Source organism: Achromobacter sp. (genome assembly GCF_050285585.1).
In the GTDB taxonomy this organism is placed as follows: domain Bacteria; phylum Pseudomonadota; class Gammaproteobacteria; order Burkholderiales; family Burkholderiaceae_B; genus Achromobacter.
The window spans coordinates 257,006-277,159 of the sequence record NZ_JBLZXF010000002.1 but is presented as its reverse complement, the minus strand read 5'-3'; the positions used below and the strand labels follow the sequence as shown (position 1 = coordinate 277,159).

15 protein-coding genes and 1 pseudogene are annotated in these 20,154 nt (G+C 67.4%); 11 read left to right on the top strand and 5 right to left on the bottom strand.

Annotation, left to right across the window (positions count from 1 at the left end; all coding sequences use genetic code 11):
• The first annotated feature begins 269 nt into the window (after positions 1 to 269).
• Positions 270 to 656, top strand: coding sequence for a helix-turn-helix domain-containing protein (locus ACN6PJ_RS04490; protein WP_427994699.1), 387 nt, complete (start codon positions 270 to 272; stop codon positions 654 to 656).
• On the opposite strand, the gene ACN6PJ_RS04485 is transcribed toward ACN6PJ_RS04490, so the two are convergent.
• Entirely contained in the window at positions 637 to 1,776 is a 1,140-nt protein-coding gene (locus ACN6PJ_RS04485; protein ID WP_427994698.1) for an acyltransferase family protein, read from the bottom strand. The two genes, ACN6PJ_RS04490 and ACN6PJ_RS04485, sit on opposite strands and share 20 nt — an antisense overlap.
• 322 nt (positions 1,777 to 2,098) lie before the next feature.
• Here ACN6PJ_RS04485 and ACN6PJ_RS04480 point away from each other — a divergent pair, with 322 nt between their 5' ends.
• From ACN6PJ_RS04480 to ACN6PJ_RS04470, 3 genes are all read left to right on the top strand, one after another.
• The gene (locus ACN6PJ_RS04480; RefSeq protein ID WP_427994697.1) at positions 2,099 to 2,629 is read left to right on the top strand and encodes an META domain-containing protein; all 531 of its coding nucleotides are present in this window, start codon (positions 2,099 to 2,101) and stop codon (positions 2,627 to 2,629) included.
• A gap of 17 nt (positions 2,630 to 2,646) precedes the next feature.
• The gene (locus ACN6PJ_RS04475) at positions 2,647 to 3,441 is read left to right on the top strand and encodes a DUF4377 domain-containing protein (RefSeq protein ID WP_427994696.1); all 795 of its coding nucleotides are present in this window, start codon (positions 2,647 to 2,649) and stop codon (positions 3,439 to 3,441) included.
• Between the two features lie 84 nt (positions 3,442 to 3,525).
• Positions 3,526 to 4,263, top strand: coding sequence for a sulfurtransferase (locus ACN6PJ_RS04470; RefSeq protein WP_427994695.1), 738 nt, complete (start codon positions 3,526 to 3,528; stop codon positions 4,261 to 4,263).
• A 69-nt stretch (positions 4,264 to 4,332) separates the two neighbouring features.
• Here the strand turns inward: ACN6PJ_RS04470 and metG are convergent.
• Positions 4,333 to 6,435 (bottom strand): annotated as a pseudogene (metG, locus tag ACN6PJ_RS04465) (methionine--tRNA ligase); the annotation flags it as partial.
• Between the two features lie 201 nt (positions 6,436 to 6,636).
• Complete coding sequence (locus ACN6PJ_RS04460) at positions 6,637 to 6,912, bottom strand: hypothetical protein (RefSeq protein WP_043547098.1); 276 nt, start codon at positions 6,910 to 6,912, stop codon at positions 6,637 to 6,639.
• Between the two features lie 101 nt (positions 6,913 to 7,013).
• Between ACN6PJ_RS04460 and apbC the strand changes: the two genes are divergently transcribed.
• The 4 genes from apbC (at position 7,014) to dcd (ending at position 14,303) form a co-directional block, all read left to right on the top strand.
• Entirely contained in the window at positions 7,014 to 8,102 is a 1,089-nt protein-coding gene (apbC, locus tag ACN6PJ_RS04455; protein WP_427994694.1) for an iron-sulfur cluster carrier protein ApbC, read from the top strand.
• Between the two features lie 3 nt (positions 8,103 to 8,105).
• The gene (locus ACN6PJ_RS04450; protein WP_427994693.1) at positions 8,106 to 9,998 is read left to right on the top strand and encodes an autotransporter assembly complex protein TamA; all 1,893 of its coding nucleotides are present in this window, start codon (positions 8,106 to 8,108) and stop codon (positions 9,996 to 9,998) included.
• Positions 9,995 to 13,651, top strand: coding sequence for a translocation/assembly module TamB domain-containing protein (locus ACN6PJ_RS04445; protein ID WP_427994692.1), 3,657 nt, complete (start codon positions 9,995 to 9,997; stop codon positions 13,649 to 13,651). Before ACN6PJ_RS04450 ends, ACN6PJ_RS04445 begins: the two co-directional genes overlap by 4 nt.
• An 88-nt stretch (positions 13,652 to 13,739) precedes the next feature.
• Positions 13,740 to 14,303 carry a dCTP deaminase gene (gene dcd, locus ACN6PJ_RS04440; protein ID WP_043546327.1) on the top strand — a complete coding sequence of 188 codons (564 nt, stop codon included), beginning with the start codon at positions 13,740 to 13,742 and terminating at the stop codon, positions 14,301 to 14,303.
• A gap of 4 nt (positions 14,304 to 14,307) precedes the next feature.
• Here the strand turns inward: dcd and ACN6PJ_RS04435 are convergent, their stop codons facing one another.
• Complete coding sequence (locus tag ACN6PJ_RS04435) at positions 14,308 to 15,159, bottom strand: GNAT family N-acetyltransferase (protein WP_427994691.1); 852 nt, start codon at positions 15,157 to 15,159, stop codon at positions 14,308 to 14,310.
• Between the two features lie 160 nt (positions 15,160 to 15,319).
• Between ACN6PJ_RS04435 and ACN6PJ_RS04430 the strand changes: the two genes are divergently transcribed.
• The gene (locus tag ACN6PJ_RS04430) at positions 15,320 to 16,564 is read left to right on the top strand and encodes a GGDEF domain-containing protein (protein ID WP_427994689.1); all 1,245 of its coding nucleotides are present in this window, start codon (positions 15,320 to 15,322) and stop codon (positions 16,562 to 16,564) included.
• Positions 16,565 to 16,573: 9 nt separating this feature from the next.
• Here ACN6PJ_RS04430 and ACN6PJ_RS04425 read toward each other — a convergent pair whose 3' ends face one another.
• Positions 16,574 to 17,092 carry an N-acetyltransferase family protein gene (locus ACN6PJ_RS04425; RefSeq protein WP_427994688.1) on the bottom strand — a complete coding sequence of 173 codons (519 nt, stop codon included), beginning with the start codon at positions 17,090 to 17,092 and terminating at the stop codon, positions 16,574 to 16,576.
• A gap of 114 nt (positions 17,093 to 17,206) precedes the next feature.
• Here ACN6PJ_RS04425 and ACN6PJ_RS04420 point away from each other — a divergent pair, with 114 nt between their 5' ends.
• Positions 17,207 to 17,659: a hypothetical protein gene (locus ACN6PJ_RS04420; protein ID WP_427994687.1), complete on the top strand. Its 453-nt coding sequence runs from the start codon at positions 17,207 to 17,209 to the stop codon at positions 17,657 to 17,659.
• Positions 17,660 to 17,889: 230 nt separating this feature from the next.
• The gene (locus tag ACN6PJ_RS04415) at positions 17,890 to 20,151 is read left to right on the top strand and encodes an Orn/Lys/Arg decarboxylase N-terminal domain-containing protein (protein ID WP_427994686.1); all 2,262 of its coding nucleotides are present in this window, start codon (positions 17,890 to 17,892) and stop codon (positions 20,149 to 20,151) included.
• The last annotated feature ends 3 nt before the right edge of the window (positions 20,152 to 20,154 follow it).

Here is a 20,154-nt window from a genome sequence, read left to right as displayed (position 1 = left end):
GGCCTAAACTTGCGCAGTTTTTCATATCCCGCGCCCGCCGGCGCGGGCAGATGCAGGCACGATCCGACGTGGGTGTCGGGCATAAGTCAATGATAGACATGGGTTTTGATAGGCGCTCCGGGCGGGCGCCCCTGCCCGTGCACGGACCTGAATGCCTTGCGGCGGACCGCTGCCGCTATGTGCGGATTAGCCTGGAAATTGGGGCGCAGTCCGTTTATTTGGTGTCGGTGCCGGAATGCTTTAATCAAAAACAATAATCCGAATTAATAATGCCTCAGGTTGATCGATTGGACACGTTTAGCCATCGTCTGCGCAACGCAAGAATGCTTCAGGGATGGACTCAAAAGGACTTGGCGGTCGCGAGCAACCTGTCGCAAAGCGCCATCGGCAACTATGAAAGCGGGCAGCGCCAGCGGCCGTCCAGCGATGCCCTCATCAAGCTGACGCGCGCGCTGCGCGTCAATCCCACGTGGCTCAGCGCAGGCGAGGGGCCCATGCTGAACCCGGCGCCGGAGGACGGCGCGGGCGAGATGCGCGCGCCGGCCGCCTGGCCTTTTGAAACCGTCTCCTACGCCACGTACGCGCGCCTGAGTTCGCAGGAAAAGCGCCAGATCGAACAGGTGCTGGCCGCCTACATCAAGGCACGCGGCGAATAGACCCCAGCGGCTGGGCCGCGGCGGGGCGCCGCCGGCGGACGCTTGCCGAGGGCGCCAGCGCGCTGTCGTCGGCGCCGCCGGCATCCGTGCGCAGACGGCTGCGCAGGCGTTCCACCGGGTCCGCGATCAGCCCGTTGAGCAGCGCCGAGAAACCGATGCAGCCCGTTATGACCAAGGCGGCGAACAGCATCGGCTGGTGCAGGTTGACCTCATCGAACAGCCAGGTGAAGAACATGATCACCAGCGAATGGCAGATGTAGATCGGATAGCTCAATTCGCCGATCGCCTTGTCCAGCCGATGGCGCGATTGGAACAGGAAGGCCAGCGGCAGCAGCGCGGCGAAGATCAGCACCGCTAGGCCGTCGCGCACGGTGGGGTTGATGCCGATCGAGAAGTGCAGCAGGCAGTAGGCGAACAGCGCGGCCGTGCCCAGCTCGGGCAGGCGCTTCGCCTTCTGGGCCCAGGCCTTGTAGCGCGGCAGCAGGACCTGGTGCGACAGCGAGCCGATCAGGAACAGCGCCAGCTCCGTTGGAAAGAAGCGATAGGTCCAGGGATCGCTCCGGCCGATGCCGGCGACGATCAGCACCGCGCGCAGCGCGAGCGAGGCGGCCAGCAGGATCAGCAGCCGGCGTGGCGACCGCAGCACGAACGGCGCCACCAGGTAGAAGCTCATTTCGACTCCCAGGGTCCAGGCCTGGGGCACCAGCAGGCCCTGGTACAGCGGTACTTCGCTGCGGGCAAAGCTGCCCGTGAACGCCAGCGCGGAGTGCTCGATGCCGAAGAACATCAGCCAGTCCTGGCCCATGATGAAAATATTGGAAAGAATCAGGAAGAGTTCCGCGCTGAAGGGCAAGGCGTCGTAGAAGCGGAAAAATGCCCCGCCGCTGATTACGTGCGCCAGCAGGGTCATGGCGGCCACGGCCAGGTAGATGGGGAAGAGGCGCAGGAAGCGGTTCGCGTAGAACTTGCCCGTTGCGCCCTGGTAGTGGTCGGTGGCCGTCAGCACATAGGAAATCAGAAAGCCTGAAATGACGTAGAACAGCTGCACCGCCAGCCTGCCGCCGACCAGATGGTCGGCATTGCCGCCGCCCAGGTGGTCGAGCACTACCGATAATGCCAACAAGGTTCTCAAGAAGCCCATCGCCGTGTCTCCAGGAGTATTGTTTTTGGCCCTGCGGGAGCGGGGCTGCTGCGCCTGCGGTACGGATGGGCGACTCCCCATTTCCTGAAGCCGCCAGGTCCTGCCGGAGGGGGACCCGTACTGATTCTGCGCGTCGAGCAGGGCCGCCGCCATGCGGCTTACGATGCAGCAAGGCCCGACATCGGAGCGAGGCGGCAAGGCCGGCCGTGCTGCTTTTGGATACGGCTGTTGGGCGGAGACGACGGCTGTCTCGCCCCAAGGGCGGTTACAGTTGGGGTATGCAATTCTTTGGAGCCCGTTCATGCCTACTCTGATGTCTACGCGTTGCCGGCTGCTTTGCCTGAGCCTTCTGGCGGCGGTATTGGCGGGCTGCGCCGGATCCACCGGCGGCGCGCGGCCGCAAGGCGCGGCCGCGGCCAATGCCGCCAGCAGCGCGGACTCGCTGGCGCAGACCAGTTGGGAACTGGTGCGCTGGGCGCAGCCCGGCGGCGCGCTGCGCGATATTCCCCATGGCGACAACGGCGAACCCGTGCGCCTGACCTTCCTGGCGCAGGGCAAGCAGTATCGCGTCAATGGGTTCGCGGGGTGCAATCGCTACATGGGGTCGTACAAGCTGGAAGGCGGCAAGCTTTACATCGACGCGCCCGCCATGACGCGCATGGCCTGCGCATCGCCCGAGCGCGCGCGCCTGGAAGCCGATTACCTGCGCGGCCTGACCGTCATCGACACGTTCACGCTGGATAACGGCGGAGCGCCGCGTCACCTGACCTTCAACCTGCGCGGCGGCGACGTGCTGGAGTTCGCGCGGCGCCAGGACCCGCCGACGCCGTAAGCGGCCAGGAGACCTCTATGCCCCGCTCGACTTCCCTGCGCTGGCTGGCGCCGTGCCTGCTGTCCATCGGCCTGGCCGCGTGCTCCTCGCCGTCCAGGCACGCGGGCGGCCAGGATCCCCGCTACCAGCCCGCCTCGGCATCGGACTTCCTGGCGCAGACCCGCTGGGACCTGGCGCGCTGGACGAAACCGGGCGGCGCCTTGCGGCCGGTGCCGCACCCCTCCACGCAGTCGCGCCCGCTCACGGTCAGCTTCATCCACGACCAGGGCGCGCCGCGCATCGCGGGTTTCGGCGGCTGTAACCAATACCGCGCCTCCTATACGATCGCCAACGGCCTGCTGATCGTGCGGGATCATCCCGTGGCGACCATGATGGCTTGCGCGCCCGCCAGCATGAAGCTGGAGCAGGACTTCCTGGCGGGGATGACGCGCATCACGGCCAGTTCCGTGGACAACACCAATAATCCGCAGCGCATGACCTGGATCCTCGCTTCGGGAGACACGCTGGACTTCGGCCGTCGGACCGATCCCATCGCCGGCGGCCAGCAGGGGCCGACCAAGCTGGTCTATGTGGATTCGCAGCAGGCGCCGTGCAGCGACGGAGCGGGCCGCGCCCTGTGTTACCAGGTGCGGGACAGCGCCGCCCAGCCCTGGCAGCTCTGGCATGGGCAGATCACCGGGTTCCATTTCCAGCCCGGTATCCGTTACCGCCTGCGCGTGGTCGAGGTCCAGGACCCGAATCCGCCGGCCGGCGCCTCGTCCTTGCGGTGGGTGCTGGACGCGGTGGTCGAGCAGGAAATCGTTTCCCGTTGAGCGGGGGCTGGGGGCGGCCGAGGCGGCGAGGGCCGGCCAGCGATTACTATTACGGGTTTCGCCGCCTGTCTTCCCCGCTTTTCCATGACTTCCGTCGTCAATATCGCCGCCTACAAATTCGTTTCCCTGGACAGCCTGCCCGAACTGCGCCAGAGACTGCTGGACGAGGCGGCCCGGGCCGCGCTCAAGGGCACGATCCTGTTGGCCGAAGAGGGCATCAATCTGTTTTTGGCCGGTTCGGCGGAAGGCATCGAAGCCTTTTTGCGGTTCCTGCGCGCCGATGCGCGCTTCGCGGACCTCGAAGTGAAGTTCAGCCGCAGCGCCGCCGTGCCGTTCCGCAAGCTGCTGGTGAAGATCAAGCGAGAGATCATCCGCATGAACCATCCGGCCATCCGCCCAGAGGCGGGCAGGGCGCCGGGCGTGGACGCGCATACCCTGGCGCGCTGGCTGGAGCAGGGCGTGGACGACGCGGGACGGCCGGTGGTCATGCTCGACACGCGCAACGCGTTCGAGGTGGATGAGGGCACGTTCAAGAACGCCATCGACTGGCGCATCGAGCGCTTTACGCAGTTCCCCGAGGCGGTGCAGGCGCATCGCGCCGAACTCGAGGGCAAGACCGTGGTCAGCTTCTGCACCGGCGGCATCCGTTGCGAAAAGGCGGCCATCTACATGAACGAAGCCGGCATCCAGAACGTCTATCAGCTCGATGGCGGCATTCTCAAGTACTTCGAGGAAACCGGCGGCCCGGGCTACGAGGGCAAGTGCTTCGTGTTCGACGAGCGCATCTCGCTGGATCCGGCGCTGGCGCCCAGCAAGGCGTAGGCAAGGGCTTCAATGACAAAGAGCCCGCCTGTCGGCGGGCTCTTTGCATTCCACGGGCCAGAGCCGGGATCAGCGTACGCGCATGCCGGGCTTGGCGCCGGGGAACGGTTCCAGCACGTAGATGCCGGCGTCGACGGACTCGTCCGCGTGGCTGGCGGCCAGCACCATGCCTTCCGACACGCCGAACTTCATCTTGCGCGGGGCCAGGTTGGCCACCATGACGGTCAGCTTGCCGATCAGGTCTTCGGGCTGGTAGGCCGACTTGATGCCGGAGAACACGTTGCGATGGCGGCCTTCGCCCACGTCCAGAGTAAGGCGCAGCAGCTTGGTCGAACCCTCCACGTGCTCGCAGTTGACGATCTGCGCGATCCGCAGGTCGACGCGGGCGAAGTCGTCGATGGAGATGGTTTCGGCGATGGGTTCGCCGCCGGGCACCACCGCGGGGGCGGCGGGCGGCTCGAACAGGTCTTCCAGCATCTGCGGTTCGACCCGCTGCATCAGGTGCTTGAACGGCGCCACGCGCTGCGGCAGCACCGAGGCGTCGGCCCACGTAAATGGGCCCGGCGCGCCGAAAAGCTCCAGCGCCACGCGTTCGGCCAGGGCCGGCAGCACCGGCGCCAGCATGACGGACAGGGCCTTGAAGCCAGCCAGCGAGCGCGAGCAGATGTCCTGCAGCGCGGCCTTCTGCTCGTCGCCGGCCGTGGCGATGCCCTTGGCCAGGATCCACGGCTGGGCCGTGTCGAATGCCTGGTTGATGCGGTCGGCGTAGGCCATGATCTCGCGGATGGCGCGGTTGTACTCGCGGGCCTCGAATGCGGCGCGGATGGATTCCGCCTGTTCGGCGTATTCCGCGGCCAGCGCGGCGGTGTCGCCCGAATAGGCCAGGGCGCCGTCGAAATGCTTGGTGATGAAGCTGGCGGCCCGGCTGGCGATATTGACGTACTTGCCGACAAGGTCGCTGTTGACGCGGGCGATGAAGTCATCGGGGTTGAAGTCCATGTCTTCGACCCGCGCGTTCAGCTTGGCGGCGATGTAGTAGCGCATCCATTCGGCGTTCATGCCGAGTTCGAGGTAGCGCAGCGGCGAAATGCCGGTGCCGCGGCTCTTGGACATCTTTTCGCCGCTGACGGTGATGAAGCCATGCACGTTCACGGCGTCCGGCGTCTTGCGGCCGGCGAACTTCAGCATCGCGGGCCAGAACAGCGCGTGGAAGTAGACGATGTCCTTGCCGATGAAATGGACCTGTTCCGTGCTGCCTTCGGGGTCGAGCAGCGCGTCGAAATCCAGGCCCTTGAGCGCGCAATACGACTTCAGCGAAGCCAGGTAGCCCACCGGCGCGTCCAGCCATACGTAGAAATACTTGCCTGGCGCGTCCGGGATCTCGATGCCGAAATAGGGGGCGTCGCGGGAAATGTCCCAGTCGCCCAGCTTGGCCTCGCCGTCGTCGGCGCCCAGCCATTCACGCGTCTTGGCCAGCATTTCGGGCTGCAGGTGCTTGCCGCCGGCGGCGTTCGATCCGGTGGTCCATTGCTGGAGGAACTCCACGCAGCGCGGATCGGACAGCTTGAAGAAAAAGTGGTCCGACGATTTCAGCACCGGCGTGGCGCCGGTCAGGGCCGAGTACGGGTTGATCAGATCCGTGGGCGCGTAGACCGCGCCGCAGACCTCGCAGGAATCGCCGTACTGGTCCTTGGCGTGGCACTTGGGGCATTCGCCCTTGATGTAGCGATCGGCCAGGAACATGCCCTTGACCGGGTCGTAGAACTGCTCGATGGAGCGGGTCTCGATCAGGCCCTGGGCCTTCAGCGCGCGGTAGATGTCGTGCGACAGCGCGACGTTCTCGGCGGAGTCCGTGGAATGCCAGTGGTCGAAACGGATGTGGAAGCCGTCCAGGTACTGCGGGCGTTCCGCGGCGTAGCGGGCCACCAGCGCCTGAGGCGTGATGCCTTCCTTTTCCGCCTTCAGCATGATGGGCGCGCCGTGCGCGTCATCCGCACCCACGAAGTGCACCGTGTGGCCCGCCATTCGCATCGAACGAACCCAGATATCGGCCTGGATGTACTCCATGATGTGGCCGATGTGGAAAGATCCGTTGGCGTAAGGCAGCGCAGTGGTGACAAAAAGGGTGCGAGACATGGTTGTCGATGGAGGTTGAGGGAAAAGGGAGTTGGCCGGCCATTTTAGGGCAACGGCGGAGACTTGCCTGGCGGGGCGCCGGGGACGGGCCCATCCACGGCGCGGCGCGCCTGCCGCAGGGGGCGGATCAGGCGGGGTTCAGGAGGGGCGGAGGATAGCGGGAGCGGCGGCGATGCCGCCTGGCGGACGCATGAAACCGCGGCCCGCACGGCGCCGCGGGCATCGGGAAAGCCGCCGTCAGCGGATTTCGCGGGCTTCGACGTCGATCACGTCGCCGCGCGGCTGCGCGGCGAACGGGGCTGCGGCCGACTGGAACGGGCCGGGGCGGGCGCCCTGGCGCTGGCTCCAATAGGCGCGGACGCCGAAAGGCTTGCCGCGCACCTTGGCGACCACGTACAGGATCGCCACGGCGATGGCCGTGGAAAGCATGAACACCAGCGCCATCGCCATGCCGATCAAGGCCAGGGCGGCGAATAGGACGGCACGAAAGAAGCGGATAAGTGTGTTGGTCATGAAGTTGGGATGCAAAACGCAGCGAAAGGTTCCCGGGTATCCGCTATCCTTTAGGGGATGGCGGCGCGCAGAAGCCGCGCCGCCTACGGAACCACAGTGATATGAGTATAACGATAGAACACATCCGCGCCGCGCTGCGTGCCGCGCAAGACCCGAATACCGGTTTGGATTTGGGCGTTTCTGTAAAAGATCGTGACATTCAGCTGGACGGCGGCCGCGTCGCGGTGTCGCTGGAACTGGGTTATCCCGCCGAGCGCGCCAAGGACTCGGTGCGCGAAATCGCCGAGGCGGCGCTCGCCGCCGCCGGCGTGCAGGGCGCGCAGGTCTCCGTCACCTGGAAGGTGGCGGCCCACGCGGTGCAGAAGGGGCTGAAGCCGCTGCCCAACGTGCGCAACATTATTGCGGTGGCTTCCGGCAAGGGCGGCGTGGGCAAGAGCACCACGGCGGTGAACCTGGCCCTGGCCCTGGCGGCGGAAGGGGCCAAGGTCGGCCTGCTGGACGCCGACATCTACGGTCCCAGCGTGCCGACCATGCTGGGCATCTCGGGCCGTCCCGAGAGCCGCGACAACAAAACCATGGAGCCGCTGACGGGCCACGGCCTGCAGGCCAATTCCATCGGTTTCCTGATCGACGCCGATTCGCCCGCCATCTGGCGCGGCCCAATGGTGACGCAGGCCCTGGAACAGCTGCTGCGCCAGACCAACTGGCAGGATCTCGACTACCTGATCGTCGACATGCCGCCGGGCACGGGCGACGTGGCCCTGACCCTGGCGCAGAAGGTACCGGTCGTGGGCGCCGTCATCGTCACCACGCCGCAGGACCTGGCCCTGGCGGACGCGCGCAAGGGCTTGCGCATGTTCCAGAAGGTCGAAGTGCCGATCCTTGGCGTCGTCGAAAACATGGCCATCCACATCTGCTCGCAGTGCGGGCACGCCGAGCACATTTTCGGGGAAGGCGGCGGCCAGCGCATGGCCGAGCAGTATCACACGCCCTGGCTGGGAAGCCTGCCGCTGACCCTGGCGATCCGCGAACAGACGGATACGGGCGCGCCGACCGTGGTGTCGGACCCGGGCAGCGAGGCCGCGGCGCTGTACCGCGGCATCGCCAGGAAACTGGCGGCTGGTGTCGCCGCGCTCCCCCGCGACATGGCCGGCAAGTTTCCGTCCATCGTCGTGCAGCAACCGACCTGAAGCATGCGGTGGGCAGCCCGCGCCTTCTTGGCAGGACTTTTCATGATGACGGGCGAGGCATTGGCCAAACGCCCGGAAATCATCGTGGATCCCGGCGGCGTGCCGCCGGCCGCCTTGCAGGCGATTACCGAGGCCGTCGATGCGATTGCGCGGCTGGCGGAGGACCAGGACGGCGGTGAAATCAACCGCCTGCGCCGGCGCGCGCGCGACGCGACGCTGGCGGCCCTGGCCACCCAAGGCTATTTTTCGCCCACCGTCACGCTAGAGGCCGGCACCGATATCGGCGGGGAAACCTGGGACATCGGCATCGTTTCCGGCAAGCGCACCACCATCTCGTCCGTGGACCTCAAGTTCACCGGCCGCATCACCCGGCCCGAGTTCGCCCCGCGGGTGCAGAAGCTGCGCGACGACTGGCAGCTCAAGACGGGGCAGCCCTTCATCAACAGCGACTGGAACAAGGCCAAGTCGAATCTGCTGGACGCGGTATCTTCGCGTGACTTCATGCTGGCGCGCATGACCGCGTCGGAGGCCGAAATCGAGGCCGACGCGGCGTCGGCCGCCTTGCGCGTCACGATAGACAGCGGCCCCCAGGTCCGCATGGGGGAACTCACCACCGAAGGCCTGAAGCGGGTGCCGGAGAAGCTGGTCGAGCGCTATGTGCGTTACTCGCCGGGCGCCGCCTATGACCAGAACAAGCTGGACACCTGGCAGCAGGACCTGCAATCCACCGCTTTCTTCCGCGGTGCCTTCGTGTCGCTGGAGCAGCCGGGCAACGCGCAGCCGGCGCCCGCGCCCAATGCCGACCGGGCGCGGGCGCCGGGGTCCACGGACCTGGCCGCTTCCACGCCGGCGGGCGATCCCTCCGTGTCCGGCGCCATGCCGCCGCCGCCGCCCGCCTACGATTCGAACGGCGAGGTGACCTTGCCCGTGCAGGTGCGGGTAGTGGAAGCGCCGCCCAAGCGTTTCACCGGGTCGATCGGCGTGGACGACGAGGCCGGCCTGCGCGTGGAGTCGCTGTACCGGCAGAACGTGGTGTTCGGCCAGCCCGTCACCATGGAGGCGGGCTTCAGCGTGGACCGGCTGCAGCAGCGCGCCTACACGGACTTCCTGTTGCCGCCGAACGAGCGGGGCTACAAGGATTCCTTCGGCCTGCTGTTCGACCACTCCGACATCCAGGGCCTGGATGTCACGCGTTACGCCCTGGGCGCGACGCGCCTGCAGGAACGCAAGGGCGCGGGCGACAGCCGGGTCGAATACGAAACCCGCTGGGGCCTGCTGCTGGCGCAGGACCACGTGAAAATCGATGGCGGCGACCAATACACGCTGCCGACCCTGACCGCGACGGCCGAGTGGCTGCGCCGCGACGTAGACAACAAGTACGACCCGCGCGAAGGCAACCTGATCGCGGTGGGCGGCGGCGTGGGCGTGACCCTGGACACCGGCGAACCCTATACCCGCGCCCGGCTGCGGGCACAGAAATGGTGGCCTATCGGCAAGCTCGACGTGCTGACCGTGCGCGGCGAGGTGGGCCGGGTATGGTCCAACAGCAGGGTGAGGGTGCCGGATGACTTCGGCTTCCGCACGGGCGGCGCGCGTTCGATCCGCGGCTACAAGTACCAGAGCATCGGCGTGCAGCGCGATGACGCCGTGGTGGGCGCGCCCACGCTGCTGGTCGGCAGCATCGAGTACGACCATTACTTCAATGAACGCTGGGGCATGGGGGTGTTCGTGGACGCGGGCGACGCCGCGGAATCGTTCGGCGACATGTCGATGGCGGTGGGCTACGGTGTCGGCGCGCGGGTGCGCACGCCGGCCGGACCCTTGTTCCTGGACGTTGCGTACGGCCAGCGCGACCGCGACCTGCGCCTGCATTTTTCCCTGGGGATCGCGTTTTGAAGGGCCTGCGCAAATTCCTGCGCCATGTGCTGGTGTGGTGGTTGCCGGGCCTGGCCATGCTGGCCGTGCTGGCGGGCGGTTTCCTGTTCTGGCTCGTCGGCTCGCAGAACGGGACGCGGCTGCTGCTGACCACGGCCGCGCAGCAATTGAACGGCCAGGCGCTCGATGTGCAGGGCTCGCTGCTGCGCGGCGTTTCGGTAGGCAAGCTGGACCTGGAAGTGGGCGCCACGCGCATCGATCTCACCGATCTGCGGCTGGATGTGCGCTGGCGCGCGCTGGGCGATCGCCTGCTGCACGTGCGCGAGGTGTCGGCGGGCTCGGCGCGCGTCGCCCTGGCATCCTCGCCCGACACGGAGCCGGCGCAAGACGACGGCGAGCCGTTCACGCTGCCCGCGCTGCCGGTGGACATCGCCGTGGACCGGATCGCGTTGGGCGATTTCCAGCTGGAACAGGACGGCCAGCCACTGCCGGTGAGCCTGGGCAATCTCGGCGCCACGTTCGCCGCGGGCAGGCAGGGCGCGCAGCTGCGTATCGCCAGCCTGAGCGTGGGCCACGAGGCCGGGCAGGCGGACATTTCCGGCCAAGCCGACCTGCAAGGCATGGCCGACCCCTGGCCGTTCACCGCGCGGCTGGACGTGACTGCGCGCGGAACCGGCCCCGATTCCCCGCTGTGCGAGGCCGACAAGCTGAGCAGCGTCTATGATCGCCCGGCGGGGGGTGGCAAGAAAGCCGATCCCAAGGCCGATCCCACATCGGGCGCCAAGCCGGATGAGCCGCCACGGCCCGCCTGCCAGGTGGTGCTGCGCGCGGATGCGGCGGGTTCGCTGGATGGCATCCAGGCCAAGCTGGACGGCGAAGGTTCCGGCCTGCTGCTGGATGTGACGGCCGATCTGGCGCCGCGCACGGCGCTGGTGCTGCGCAGTGCCCGGGCGCGGGCGCAATTGCCGGACAAATCCACGCTATCCGCGCAGCTCGACCTGCAATCCGACACTGCCCAGGGGGCGGGCCGCGACCGCATCGCGGGCACCATAAGCGCCCAGCGCCTGGACCTGTCGCCCTGGCTGGGCAAGGATCTCCCGCCCGCGGTGCTGACCGTGCGCGGCGACGTGCAGGCCGGCATCGAGAACCTGAGCCAGCTGCGCCATGCCGCGGTGGACCTGCGCTTCGAAGAGGGCACGCGCTGGAACAGGCAGCCCTTGACCGGCGCGCTCAAGGCCCAGGTCGACATCGCCGAGGCAGCAGCCGGTGCCGCGGCGGCCGATACCGCGGCGGCCGATGCCGCGGCAACCGCCGCCGCCGATCCGCTGGCCGGTCTGCGCATCCACGGCCTGGACGTGGACCTGAAGCTGGGCCGCAACCGCATCCAGGCCACGGGCGAGCTGGACGCCAAGGATGGCGCGCTGAACCTGGATGCCAAGGCGCCGCAGCTGGACGCATTCTGGCCCGGCATCCCCGGGGGCGCGGAACTGAAGGGCAAGCTGGCGGGCACGCTGGCCGCGCACCGCGGCGAGCTGGCGGCCGCCTACACGCCGCCCAAGCCGCGCGCGGGCGTGCTGGGAGAGGCTCCCGCCAAGGCCAGCATCGCTTTCGCCGGCGCCTGGGGCAAGGGGCCGGCGGGCACGCCCGATGCCGCCCTGCCGGGTTGGCGCGGCTCGTTCTCGCGGCTCACGGCCGAAACCGCCGGTTTTGCCGTGGCGGTGGACCGGCCGGTCACGCTGGCCTATGTGCCTTCCGCCGTGGCGCCGCAATGGCAGTGGCAGGTCGGCCAGACGGCGCTGAGCCTGACCCTGCCCGGCAAGGAGCGGGTGGTTCTGGCGCACAAAGGGTCGCGCGGCGGCGGCAAGCGTTGGGAGACCGCGGGCCAGGCCGACAACCTGGTGATCACGGCGGCCATGGCGCGCCAGGTGATCGCCGCGGTCGATCCCGAGGCCGCGGCCAAGCTGGGCAAGCGGCCGACCCGCGTCAACGCGATGGTGCCGGAGGGCCAGCGCCGCATCGCGCTGGACGTGCTGTGGGACCTGAAGTTCGACGGCCGGCTGGGCGGCAAGGCGCGCATCGCGCGCCGCGAAGGCGACCTGCTGATACCGGGCGATCCTCCCATTGCGCTGGGGCTGAAGGCGCTGGTGCTGGACCTGACCGCCACGCCGACGTCCGCCAATGCCAGCCGCCTGGATGCCAGGATCAATCTGGCGACCGACAAGATGGGCCTCATCAACGGCACCGGCACTGCCGTGCTGTTGGTGGACGCCAAGGGCGGCATGGCGCTGGACCCGCGGCAACCGCTGCGCGCCAAGCTCGACGCCGACATCGCCGACCTGGCCTGGGTCGGGCTGTTCGTGGGCGATTCGATGGAGGTGGGCGGCACGCTCAAGGCCAATCTGGAAGCCCAGGGCACGCTGGCGGGGAAATGGTCGGCCAGCGGCAATATCCGCGGCGACAAGCTGCGCGTGGTGCGCATCGACGACGGCGTGCGGCTGATCGACGGCACGTTGTCCGCGCGCCTGGACAGCGACCGGGTGGTGCTGGAGAGCCTGCGTTTCCCGGCTTCGCTGCGGGTGATGCCGGCCGAATGGCGCACCAAGGAGTGGATCACGACCAATCCCGAGGCCAAGGGCGGCTACGCCGAGGCCAAGGGCCAATGGAATTTCATCGACGGCGGCGGCGATATCCGGCTGACGCTGCACCGCTTCCCGGCCTTGCAGCGTTCGGACCGCTACGCCATGGTGTCCGGCGTCATCGACGTGAAGGCGGCCATGCCGCGCATCGACATCGTGGGCGACCTGAAGGCGGATGCGGGCTGGTTCAGCCTGGAGATCCTCCAGGGCGTGCCGTCGCTGGACGACGACGTCAAGGTGCGCCGGCCAGGCGACGACCCCGGCACGGTCTCCACCCCGCTGCAGACCAGCATGAACCTGAAGTTCGACATGGGGCCGCGCTTCTACATCACCGGCATGGGGCTGGACGCCGGCCTGCTGGGCTCCATCCAGATCCTGCTGCAGGACGGCCGCCTGACCGGCGTGGGCGCGCTGCGCACCCGCGGCGGCGGCATCGAGGCCTACGGCCAGAAGCTGCGCCTGAGCCGCGGCACGCTGACCTTCCAGGGCCGCCTGGACAATCCGCTGCTGGACATCGAGGCGCTGCGCACCGGTGAACAGGTCGAGGCGGGCGTCAAGGTGGTCGGCACCGCGCAGCGGCCGCGCATCGACCTGGTGTCCTATCCGGACGTCAGCGACGTGGAAAAACTGTCCTGGCTGCTGCTGGGCCGCGGCCCCGACGAAAGCGGCGGCGACGCGGCGTTGCTGATGTCGGTGGGCACGGCGCTGCTGGGGGGCGGGCAGCCGTTCTACAAGCAGTTCGGGCTGGACGACGTCAGCATCAAGACGGGCAACATCGGCAGTTCGGGCAGCATCCTGCCCGACCGCACGGTGGCCGGCGACGTGAACCGCGACAGCGACAGCCAACTTGCCACGCAATTCCTGGTGGCAAGCAAGACCTTCGCCAACGGCATCACCCTGAGCGTCGAGCAGGCGCTTTCCGGCACCGACACCGTGGGCCGGGCCAGTTACCGGCTGGCGCGCGGGCTGTCGGTGGACCTGAAGGGCGGGGCGGTCAACGGTATTGCGCTGGTCTACCGGACCTTCTGGGGCAACTGAAGCGAAGCCGGGCGGCGGCCCCGCCCGGCAGCGCGCCCGCGCTCGGGATAAAATGGTGTCCATTCCATTCCCTAGCACCATTCCCACCATGAGCATCAAGAGCGACCGCTGGATCCGCCGCCAGGCCGAAGCTGGCATGATCGAACCCTTTGAACCGGGGCAGGTCCGCACGGCCAATGGCGGGCGCATCGTCAGCTACGGCACCAGCAGCTACGGCTACGACGTGCGCTGCGCCGACGAATTCAAGATCTTCACCAACATCAATTCCACGATCGTCGATCCCAAGAATTTCGACGAAGGCTCGTTCGTGGATTTCAAGGGCGACGTCTGCATCATCCCGCCCAACTCGTTCGCGCTGGCGCGCACGGTGGAGTACTTCCGCATTCCGCGCAGCGTCCTGACGGTCTGCCTGGGCAAGAGCACCTACGCGCGCTGCGGCATCATCGTCAACGTGACGCCGCTGGAACCCGAATGGGAAGGCCACGTGACGCTGGAATTCTCGAACACCACGCCGCTGCCGGCCAAGATCTACGCCGGCGAAGGCTGCGCGCAGATGCTGTTCCTGGAAAGCGACGAGATCTGCGAGACCTCCTACCGCGACCGCGGCGGCAAGTACCAGGGCCAGCGCGGCGTGACGCTGCCGCGCACCTGAGGCCTCAGGCGGCCGGCGTCCGCGCCGGCCGCAGGTAATCGATATCCCATTCGCTTTCCGCGGTCTGGACGAATCCATGCCGGCGATAGAATCGGTTCGAGTCGCTGCCGCGCAGCGCTCCCACCCGCACCGGCAAGCCGAGGCGGTCGGCCTCGGCCAGGATCCGCCGCAGGACCTGCCCGCCCAGGCCCTCTCCTTGCGCGCAGGGCCGCAGGTACAGGTGATCCAGGCGCAGGCCGTCGCCATCCGGGCGCAGCGCGTAGAAGCCCAGCCGCTGGCCGTCCAGTTCGATGGACCAGGTGTGTTCCGGCCGGAACGTGCCGCGCAGGCGTGAGCGCGCGCGTTCCGGATCGAAGCGCCCCAGGCGTTCCAGGCTTTCCCGCATGGCTTCGAGGCGCAGCGCCAGCAGCGCCTCGAAGTCCGCTTCCTCGACGGGTTCGTACCGGATGTCGGGCTCCGCCAGCGCGTCGTAGCCCCGGCCCAGGAATTGCAGGATGCAGATGCCGTGCCCATAGGGATCGCTCAGGTGCGCAATGCGGCCCCATTCGTGCGATACGGCAGGGTCCTCCAGCCGCGCGCCCGCGGCCACGGCCCGCTCGACCGCCAGGTCCGCGTCTTCCACCACCACGTCCAGGTGGACGGGCGTCCAATGCCTGGCATAGTCGCGCGGCTGCCGCGTGGCGCCCGCGGCGGGCGTTCCGGCCGCTTTTTCCAGCAGGTAGATGGGCGCCTCGGCGCCACGCATTTCGGCGGCCTTGGGCCCCAGCCGGCGCTGCAGCCTCAGGCCGAAGGCCCGGCGGTAGAAGTCGATGGCATGTTCCAGATCGGGCACATCGATATTGACCAGGATACGCATGGGAGTTTTCCTTCGGATAGGGCGGAAAACATAGCACGGGCGCCAGGCCCGGTGTGCGCCGCGAATGCTAAAGAACCCATCGCCGCGTCCGTAAATGACTTTATATGTGTTTGCCGATCTGGCGACGTCATTTCCGCAAGCGTGAGCAAGGCCCCGATCCGTGCGTTACCCCCATGTCCCCTGGCTGCCCCTGTTGTTCTATCCCGCCCTGCCGGTGGCCGCCGCGGTGGCGCTGCTGTTGTGGCGGGAATGGCCGCCGACGCTGACGCTGATCGTGCCGTTCATGCCTTGGACGATGGCCCTGATCTGCGCGGCCACCTGTTTCATGTACCAGCGTTCGCAGACGCTCGCGTTGACGCTTTGCGTGCTGGCCGCCACGGCGGCCTGGCCGGCGCTGGCGCAGGACGCGCCCTGGGCGCTGGGGCCCGCCATGGCCTGGTGGTCGCTGGCCTACGCGATCAATGCCTTGTGGTCCGAGCGTTCCAGCATGCTGATGGACACCGCGGCGCGCCTGGGGCTGATGGCGCTGGGCGCGGCGGCTATCGCGCTGGCCGGCAAGGAAGGAATGACCGCCGCGCTCGGCGCGTTGTCCGTCCAGGGGCAGCTCGCCCACCTCAGCGTGCCCATCGAGGGGCTGGTCGCCCTGCTGGCCACGGGGCTGGCGCTGACCCTGCTGCTCCTGCGCTACGGTCGTCCGCAGCAGGCCGGGCAATGGCTGGGCTTCGTATGCATGGCCTGGGCCTTGCCGCGCGGCGCGCAGCATCCCGTCGAGCTGGCGTTGATGTCCACCGCCGCCCTGACGGCGCTGTGCGTGTCGCTGGCCCACGAAGGTTTCCACATGGCCTTTCTCGACGAGCTGACCGGCCTGCCGGGCAGGCGCGCGTTGAACGAAAGGCTGCAGCGCATGGGAGGGCGCGTCTACGCGCTGGCGATGGCCGACGTGGACCACTTCAAGGCGTTCAACGATACCCACGGCCATGACGTGGGCGATCAGGTCCTGCGCATGGTTGCGGCGCAAATGCGGCGCGTGCCGGGCGGGGGGCATGCCTACCGTTTCGGGGGCGAGGAGTTCACGCTGGTGTTTCCCGGCAAGACCGCGGCGGAATGCAAGCCGCACCTGGAAAGCGTCAGGCGCGCCATCGAGGCCTACCAGATGCGCCTGCGCGACAAGCCGGCCCGTCCCAAGGCCGACCAGCTCGGCATGCGCCGGCGCGGCGGGCGCGACGGGCGCAATGCGCGGCCATTGCGCGTGACCGTCAGCATGGGCGTGGCCGAGCGAAGCGAAGCGCTGCGCGGGCCGGAAGCGGTGATCAAGGCGGCCGACCAGGCGCTCTACCGGGCCAAGGACGGCGGCCGCAACCAGGTATGCATATACACCGTGCGGCGGCGGGCCGGCGCGATTTGAGCCTCGTCGCTATTTGCCGGACAGCGGCAACGACATCAGCGTTTCGTCGTAGAACCTGCCGTTCACGCACAGCGCTTCGCGTTCGCACCCGTACTCGGTGAAACCCAGGCCCAGATACAGGGCGCTGGCCGCCGTATTGTTCGAGGTCACGCTCAATTGCACGTGGCGGATGCCGCGCATGGCCGCGGCGTGCGCGATGGCAGCATGCATCAGCAATTTCGCCAGGCCCTGGCCGCGCTGGGCGGGCGCCACGTACATGCTCCAGATATGGGCCTTGTGCCGCATCTTGAGCTTGCGCTGCCGGCCCACGCCGACCATGCCGGCCAGCGTGTCGCCATGGAAGACGCCGAACATCGCGCCATCGTCCGCCGGCGCGATCCAGGCGCGGATGTCCTCCAATGTCAGGGTGTGTTCCTCTTCGTAACTCGATCCGAACGATTCTGGCGTTTCCACAAGGGCGTCGAGGCGCAATTGGCGCAAGGCTGCGGCGTCCGAGGGCACGAGGCGTCTGACCTGGGGGGAGGGCATGGGGAGCAAGTGTTGGGAATAGGTAACGTTTTGGGGGCGCTTGGGACAGTATAGAGGGGGGGCTTGCCTATAATGGTTCCAATGCCGCTTGCGGTTTTCACAAAGGAGCCACTGATGTTCGGTTTCCTCAAGATAAACCAGGACGCCAAGCGCAACGAAGTCCAGGAAGAGTTCGTGGCGCGCGTGGCGGATGCCGCGCAGGACTTTGTCCAGGCAGCCGGCCAGACCGGCGCCGTGCTGGACTACTCGCCTTCCAGCGTCCATGCGCTGGATGAAGCGCTGGAGGCCGCCCACCTCGGGACCCTGCCTCTGACCCCCATGCAGACCGTCGGCGCCGCCGCCTACCTCTACGAGGTGGGACGCCGCGCGCACGGCGGCCTGTACGAAGTTTGCGACGACGAAGACCCGGTGGTGCTGGTTTGCGGCCAGCCGGGAACCGAAGTCTGCTTCGGCGCGATCGCCAAGGTCGAACGCCGGATCCGCTACGGGGCCGCCGAGGCGATTCCGCCTTATTTCGAGCAGTTCGTGGCGGCGCTGCAGGCGGGCGAGGCCCGCACGATCCGTTAGCGTCCGGGCCGTCGCCGCCGCCGGGAAGCGCGCTTTTTGGCGCGATGACAACGGCCGCGCATCCCTTCTGGGGATTTCCCGTAGGACTGTAAGAAAAACAGCCCTACAATTCCGCCATTCCCGCCTCCCCGGCGGGTGCTCGCGCCGTCTGTCATCAGGCGGATTTTTACTAGCTGTACACTCGCGCCGCGATACGCGTCCGATTCCGCCTTGCCCCCAGGAGCGCCCGCATGAAATTCCGCTTCCCCATTTTCATCATCGACGAGGACTACCGTTCCGAGAACGCGTCCGGCCTGGGCATCCGCGCCCTTTCTGCCGCGATCGAGGCCGAGGGCGTCGAGGTGATCGGGGTGACCAGTTATGGCGACCTGAGTTCGTTTGCCCAGCAGCAGAGCCGCGCCAGCGCCTTCATCCTGTCGATCGACGATGAAGAGTTCGACGTGGATTCGCCCGAGGACGTGGCCAGCGCCATCAAGAACCTGCGCGCGTTCATCGGCGAACTGCGCTTCCGCAACGCCGACATCCCCATCTACCTGTACGGCGAGACGCGCACCTCGGAGCACATTCCGAACGACATCCTGCGCGAACTGCACGGCTTCATCCACATGTTCGAGGACACGCCCGAATTCGTGGCGCGCCACATCATCCGCGAAGCCCGCAGCTACGTCGACAGCCTGCCGCCGCCGTTCTTCCGCGAGCTGGTGAAGTACGCGCAGGACGGCTCGTACTCCTGGCACTGCCCCGGCCACTCGGGCGGCGTGGCGTTCCTGAAGAGCCCGGTGGGCCAGATGTTCCACCAGTTCTTCGGCGAGAACATGCTGCGCGCCGACGTCTGCAACGCCGTCGACGAACTGGGCCAGCTGCTGGACCACACCGGCCCCGTGGCCGAATCCGAATTGAACGCGGCGCGGATCTTCCATGCCGACCATTGCTTCTTCGTGACCAACGGCACGTCCACCTCGAACAAGGTGGTGTGGCACGCCAACGTCGCCGCCGGCGACGTGGTCGTGGTGGACCGCAACTGCCACAAGTCCATCCTGCACGCCATCACGATGACGGGCGCGATCCCGGTGTTCCTGCGCCCCACGCGCAACCACCTGGGCATCATCGGCCCGATCCCGCTGGAAGAGTTCCACCCGGACAACATCCGCAAGAAGATCGAAGCCAACCCCTTCGCGCGCGAAGCGGTGAACAAGAATCCGCGCATTCTGACGCTGACGCAAAGCACGTACGACGGCGTCATCTACAACGTGGAAATGATCAAGGAACAGCTCGGCAGCTATGTCGACACGCTGCACTTTGACGAAGCCTGGCTGCCGCACGCCTCGTTCCACGAGTTCTACCAGGACATGCACGCCATCGGCCAGGACCGCCCGCGCAGCCAGGACGCCATGGTGTTCGCCACGCACTCCACGCACAAGCTGCTGGCCGGCATTTCGCAGGCCTCGCAGATCATCGTGCAGGAGTCCGAGACCCGCAAGCTGGACCGCAACGTCTTCAACGAAGCCTACCTGATGCACACGTCCACCTCGCCCCAGTACGCGATCATCGCGTCCTGCGACGTGGCGGCCGCCATGATGGAGCCGCCCGGAGGCACCGCGCTGGTCGAGGAGAGCATCCGCGAAGCCATGGACTTCCGCCGCGCCATGCGCAAGGTGGAATCGGAGTTCGGCAAGAACGACTGGTGGTTCAAGGTCTGGGGCCCGAACCGCCTGGTGCCGGAAGGCATCGGCAACCGCGACGAGTGGATCCTCGAGTCCAACGACCACTGGCACGGCTTCGGCGACCTGGCCGAAGGCTTCAATATGCTGGATCCGATCAAGGCCACGGTCATCACCCCGGGCCTGGACATGTCGGGCAGCTTCGGCGAAACCGGCATCCCCGCCGCCCTGGTCTCCAAGTACCTGACCGAGCACGGCGTGGTGGTCGAGAAGACGGGCCTGTATTCGTTCTTCATCCTGTTCACCATCGGCATCACCAAGGGCCGCTGGAACACGCTGCTGACCGCCCTGCAGCAGTTCAAGGACGACTACGACCGCAACCAGCCGCTGTGGCGCATCCTGCCGGAATTCTGCCGCGACCATCGCCGCTACGAGCGCATGGGCCTGCGCGACCTCTGCCAGCAGATCCACGAAGCCTATCGCGAGCGCGACGTCGCGCGCCTGACGACCGAGATGTACCTGAGCGACATGGTCCCGGCGCTGAAACCGTCGGACGCGTTCGCCCGCATGGCGCACCGCGAGGTCGAGCGCGTCGATATCGACAAGCTGGAAGGCCGCGTCACGGGCGTGCTGCTGACCCCGTACCCCCCCGGCATTCCCCTGCTGATTCCGGGCGAGCGCTTCAACCGCACCATCGTCCAGTACCTGCAGTTCGCGCGCGAGTTCAACCAGCGCTTCCCCGGCTTCGAGACCTACATCCACGGCCTGGCCGATGAAGTGGGCCCGGACGGCGAAAAGCGCTACTACGTTGACTGCCTGATCGAAGAGTGAGGC

Excerpts from the sequence above, each read along its gene's own strand:
- ACN6PJ_RS04490 (WP_427994699.1), top strand. The coding sequence starts at position 270 with ATGCCTCAGGTTGATCGATTGGACACGTTTAGCCATCGTCTGCGCAAC.
- ACN6PJ_RS04480 (WP_427994697.1), top strand. The coding sequence starts at position 2,099 with ATGCCTACTCTGATGTCTACGCGTTGCCGGCTGCTTTGCCTGAGCCTT.
- ACN6PJ_RS04475 (WP_427994696.1), top strand. The coding sequence starts at position 2,647 with ATGCCCCGCTCGACTTCCCTGCGCTGGCTGGCGCCGTGCCTGCTGTCC.
- ACN6PJ_RS04470 (WP_427994695.1), top strand. The coding sequence starts at position 3,526 with ATGACTTCCGTCGTCAATATCGCCGCCTACAAATTCGTTTCCCTGGAC.
- ACN6PJ_RS04460 (WP_043547098.1), bottom strand. The coding sequence starts at position 6,912 with ATGACCAACACACTTATCCGCTTCTTTCGTGCCGTCCTATTCGCCGCC.
- apbC (WP_427994694.1), top strand. The coding sequence starts at position 7,014 with ATGAGTATAACGATAGAACACATCCGCGCCGCGCTGCGTGCCGCGCAA.
- ACN6PJ_RS04450 (WP_427994693.1), top strand. The coding sequence starts at position 8,106 with ATGCGGTGGGCAGCCCGCGCCTTCTTGGCAGGACTTTTCATGATGACG.
- dcd (WP_043546327.1), top strand. The coding sequence starts at position 13,740 with ATGAGCATCAAGAGCGACCGCTGGATCCGCCGCCAGGCCGAAGCTGGC.
- ACN6PJ_RS04435 (WP_427994691.1), bottom strand. The coding sequence starts at position 15,159 with ATGCGTATCCTGGTCAATATCGATGTGCCCGATCTGGAACATGCCATC.
- ACN6PJ_RS04425 (WP_427994688.1), bottom strand. The coding sequence starts at position 17,092 with ATGCCCTCCCCCCAGGTCAGACGCCTCGTGCCCTCGGACGCCGCAGCC.
- ACN6PJ_RS04420 (WP_427994687.1), top strand. The coding sequence starts at position 17,207 with ATGTTCGGTTTCCTCAAGATAAACCAGGACGCCAAGCGCAACGAAGTC.
- ACN6PJ_RS04415 (WP_427994686.1), top strand. The coding sequence starts at position 17,890 with ATGAAATTCCGCTTCCCCATTTTCATCATCGACGAGGACTACCGTTCC.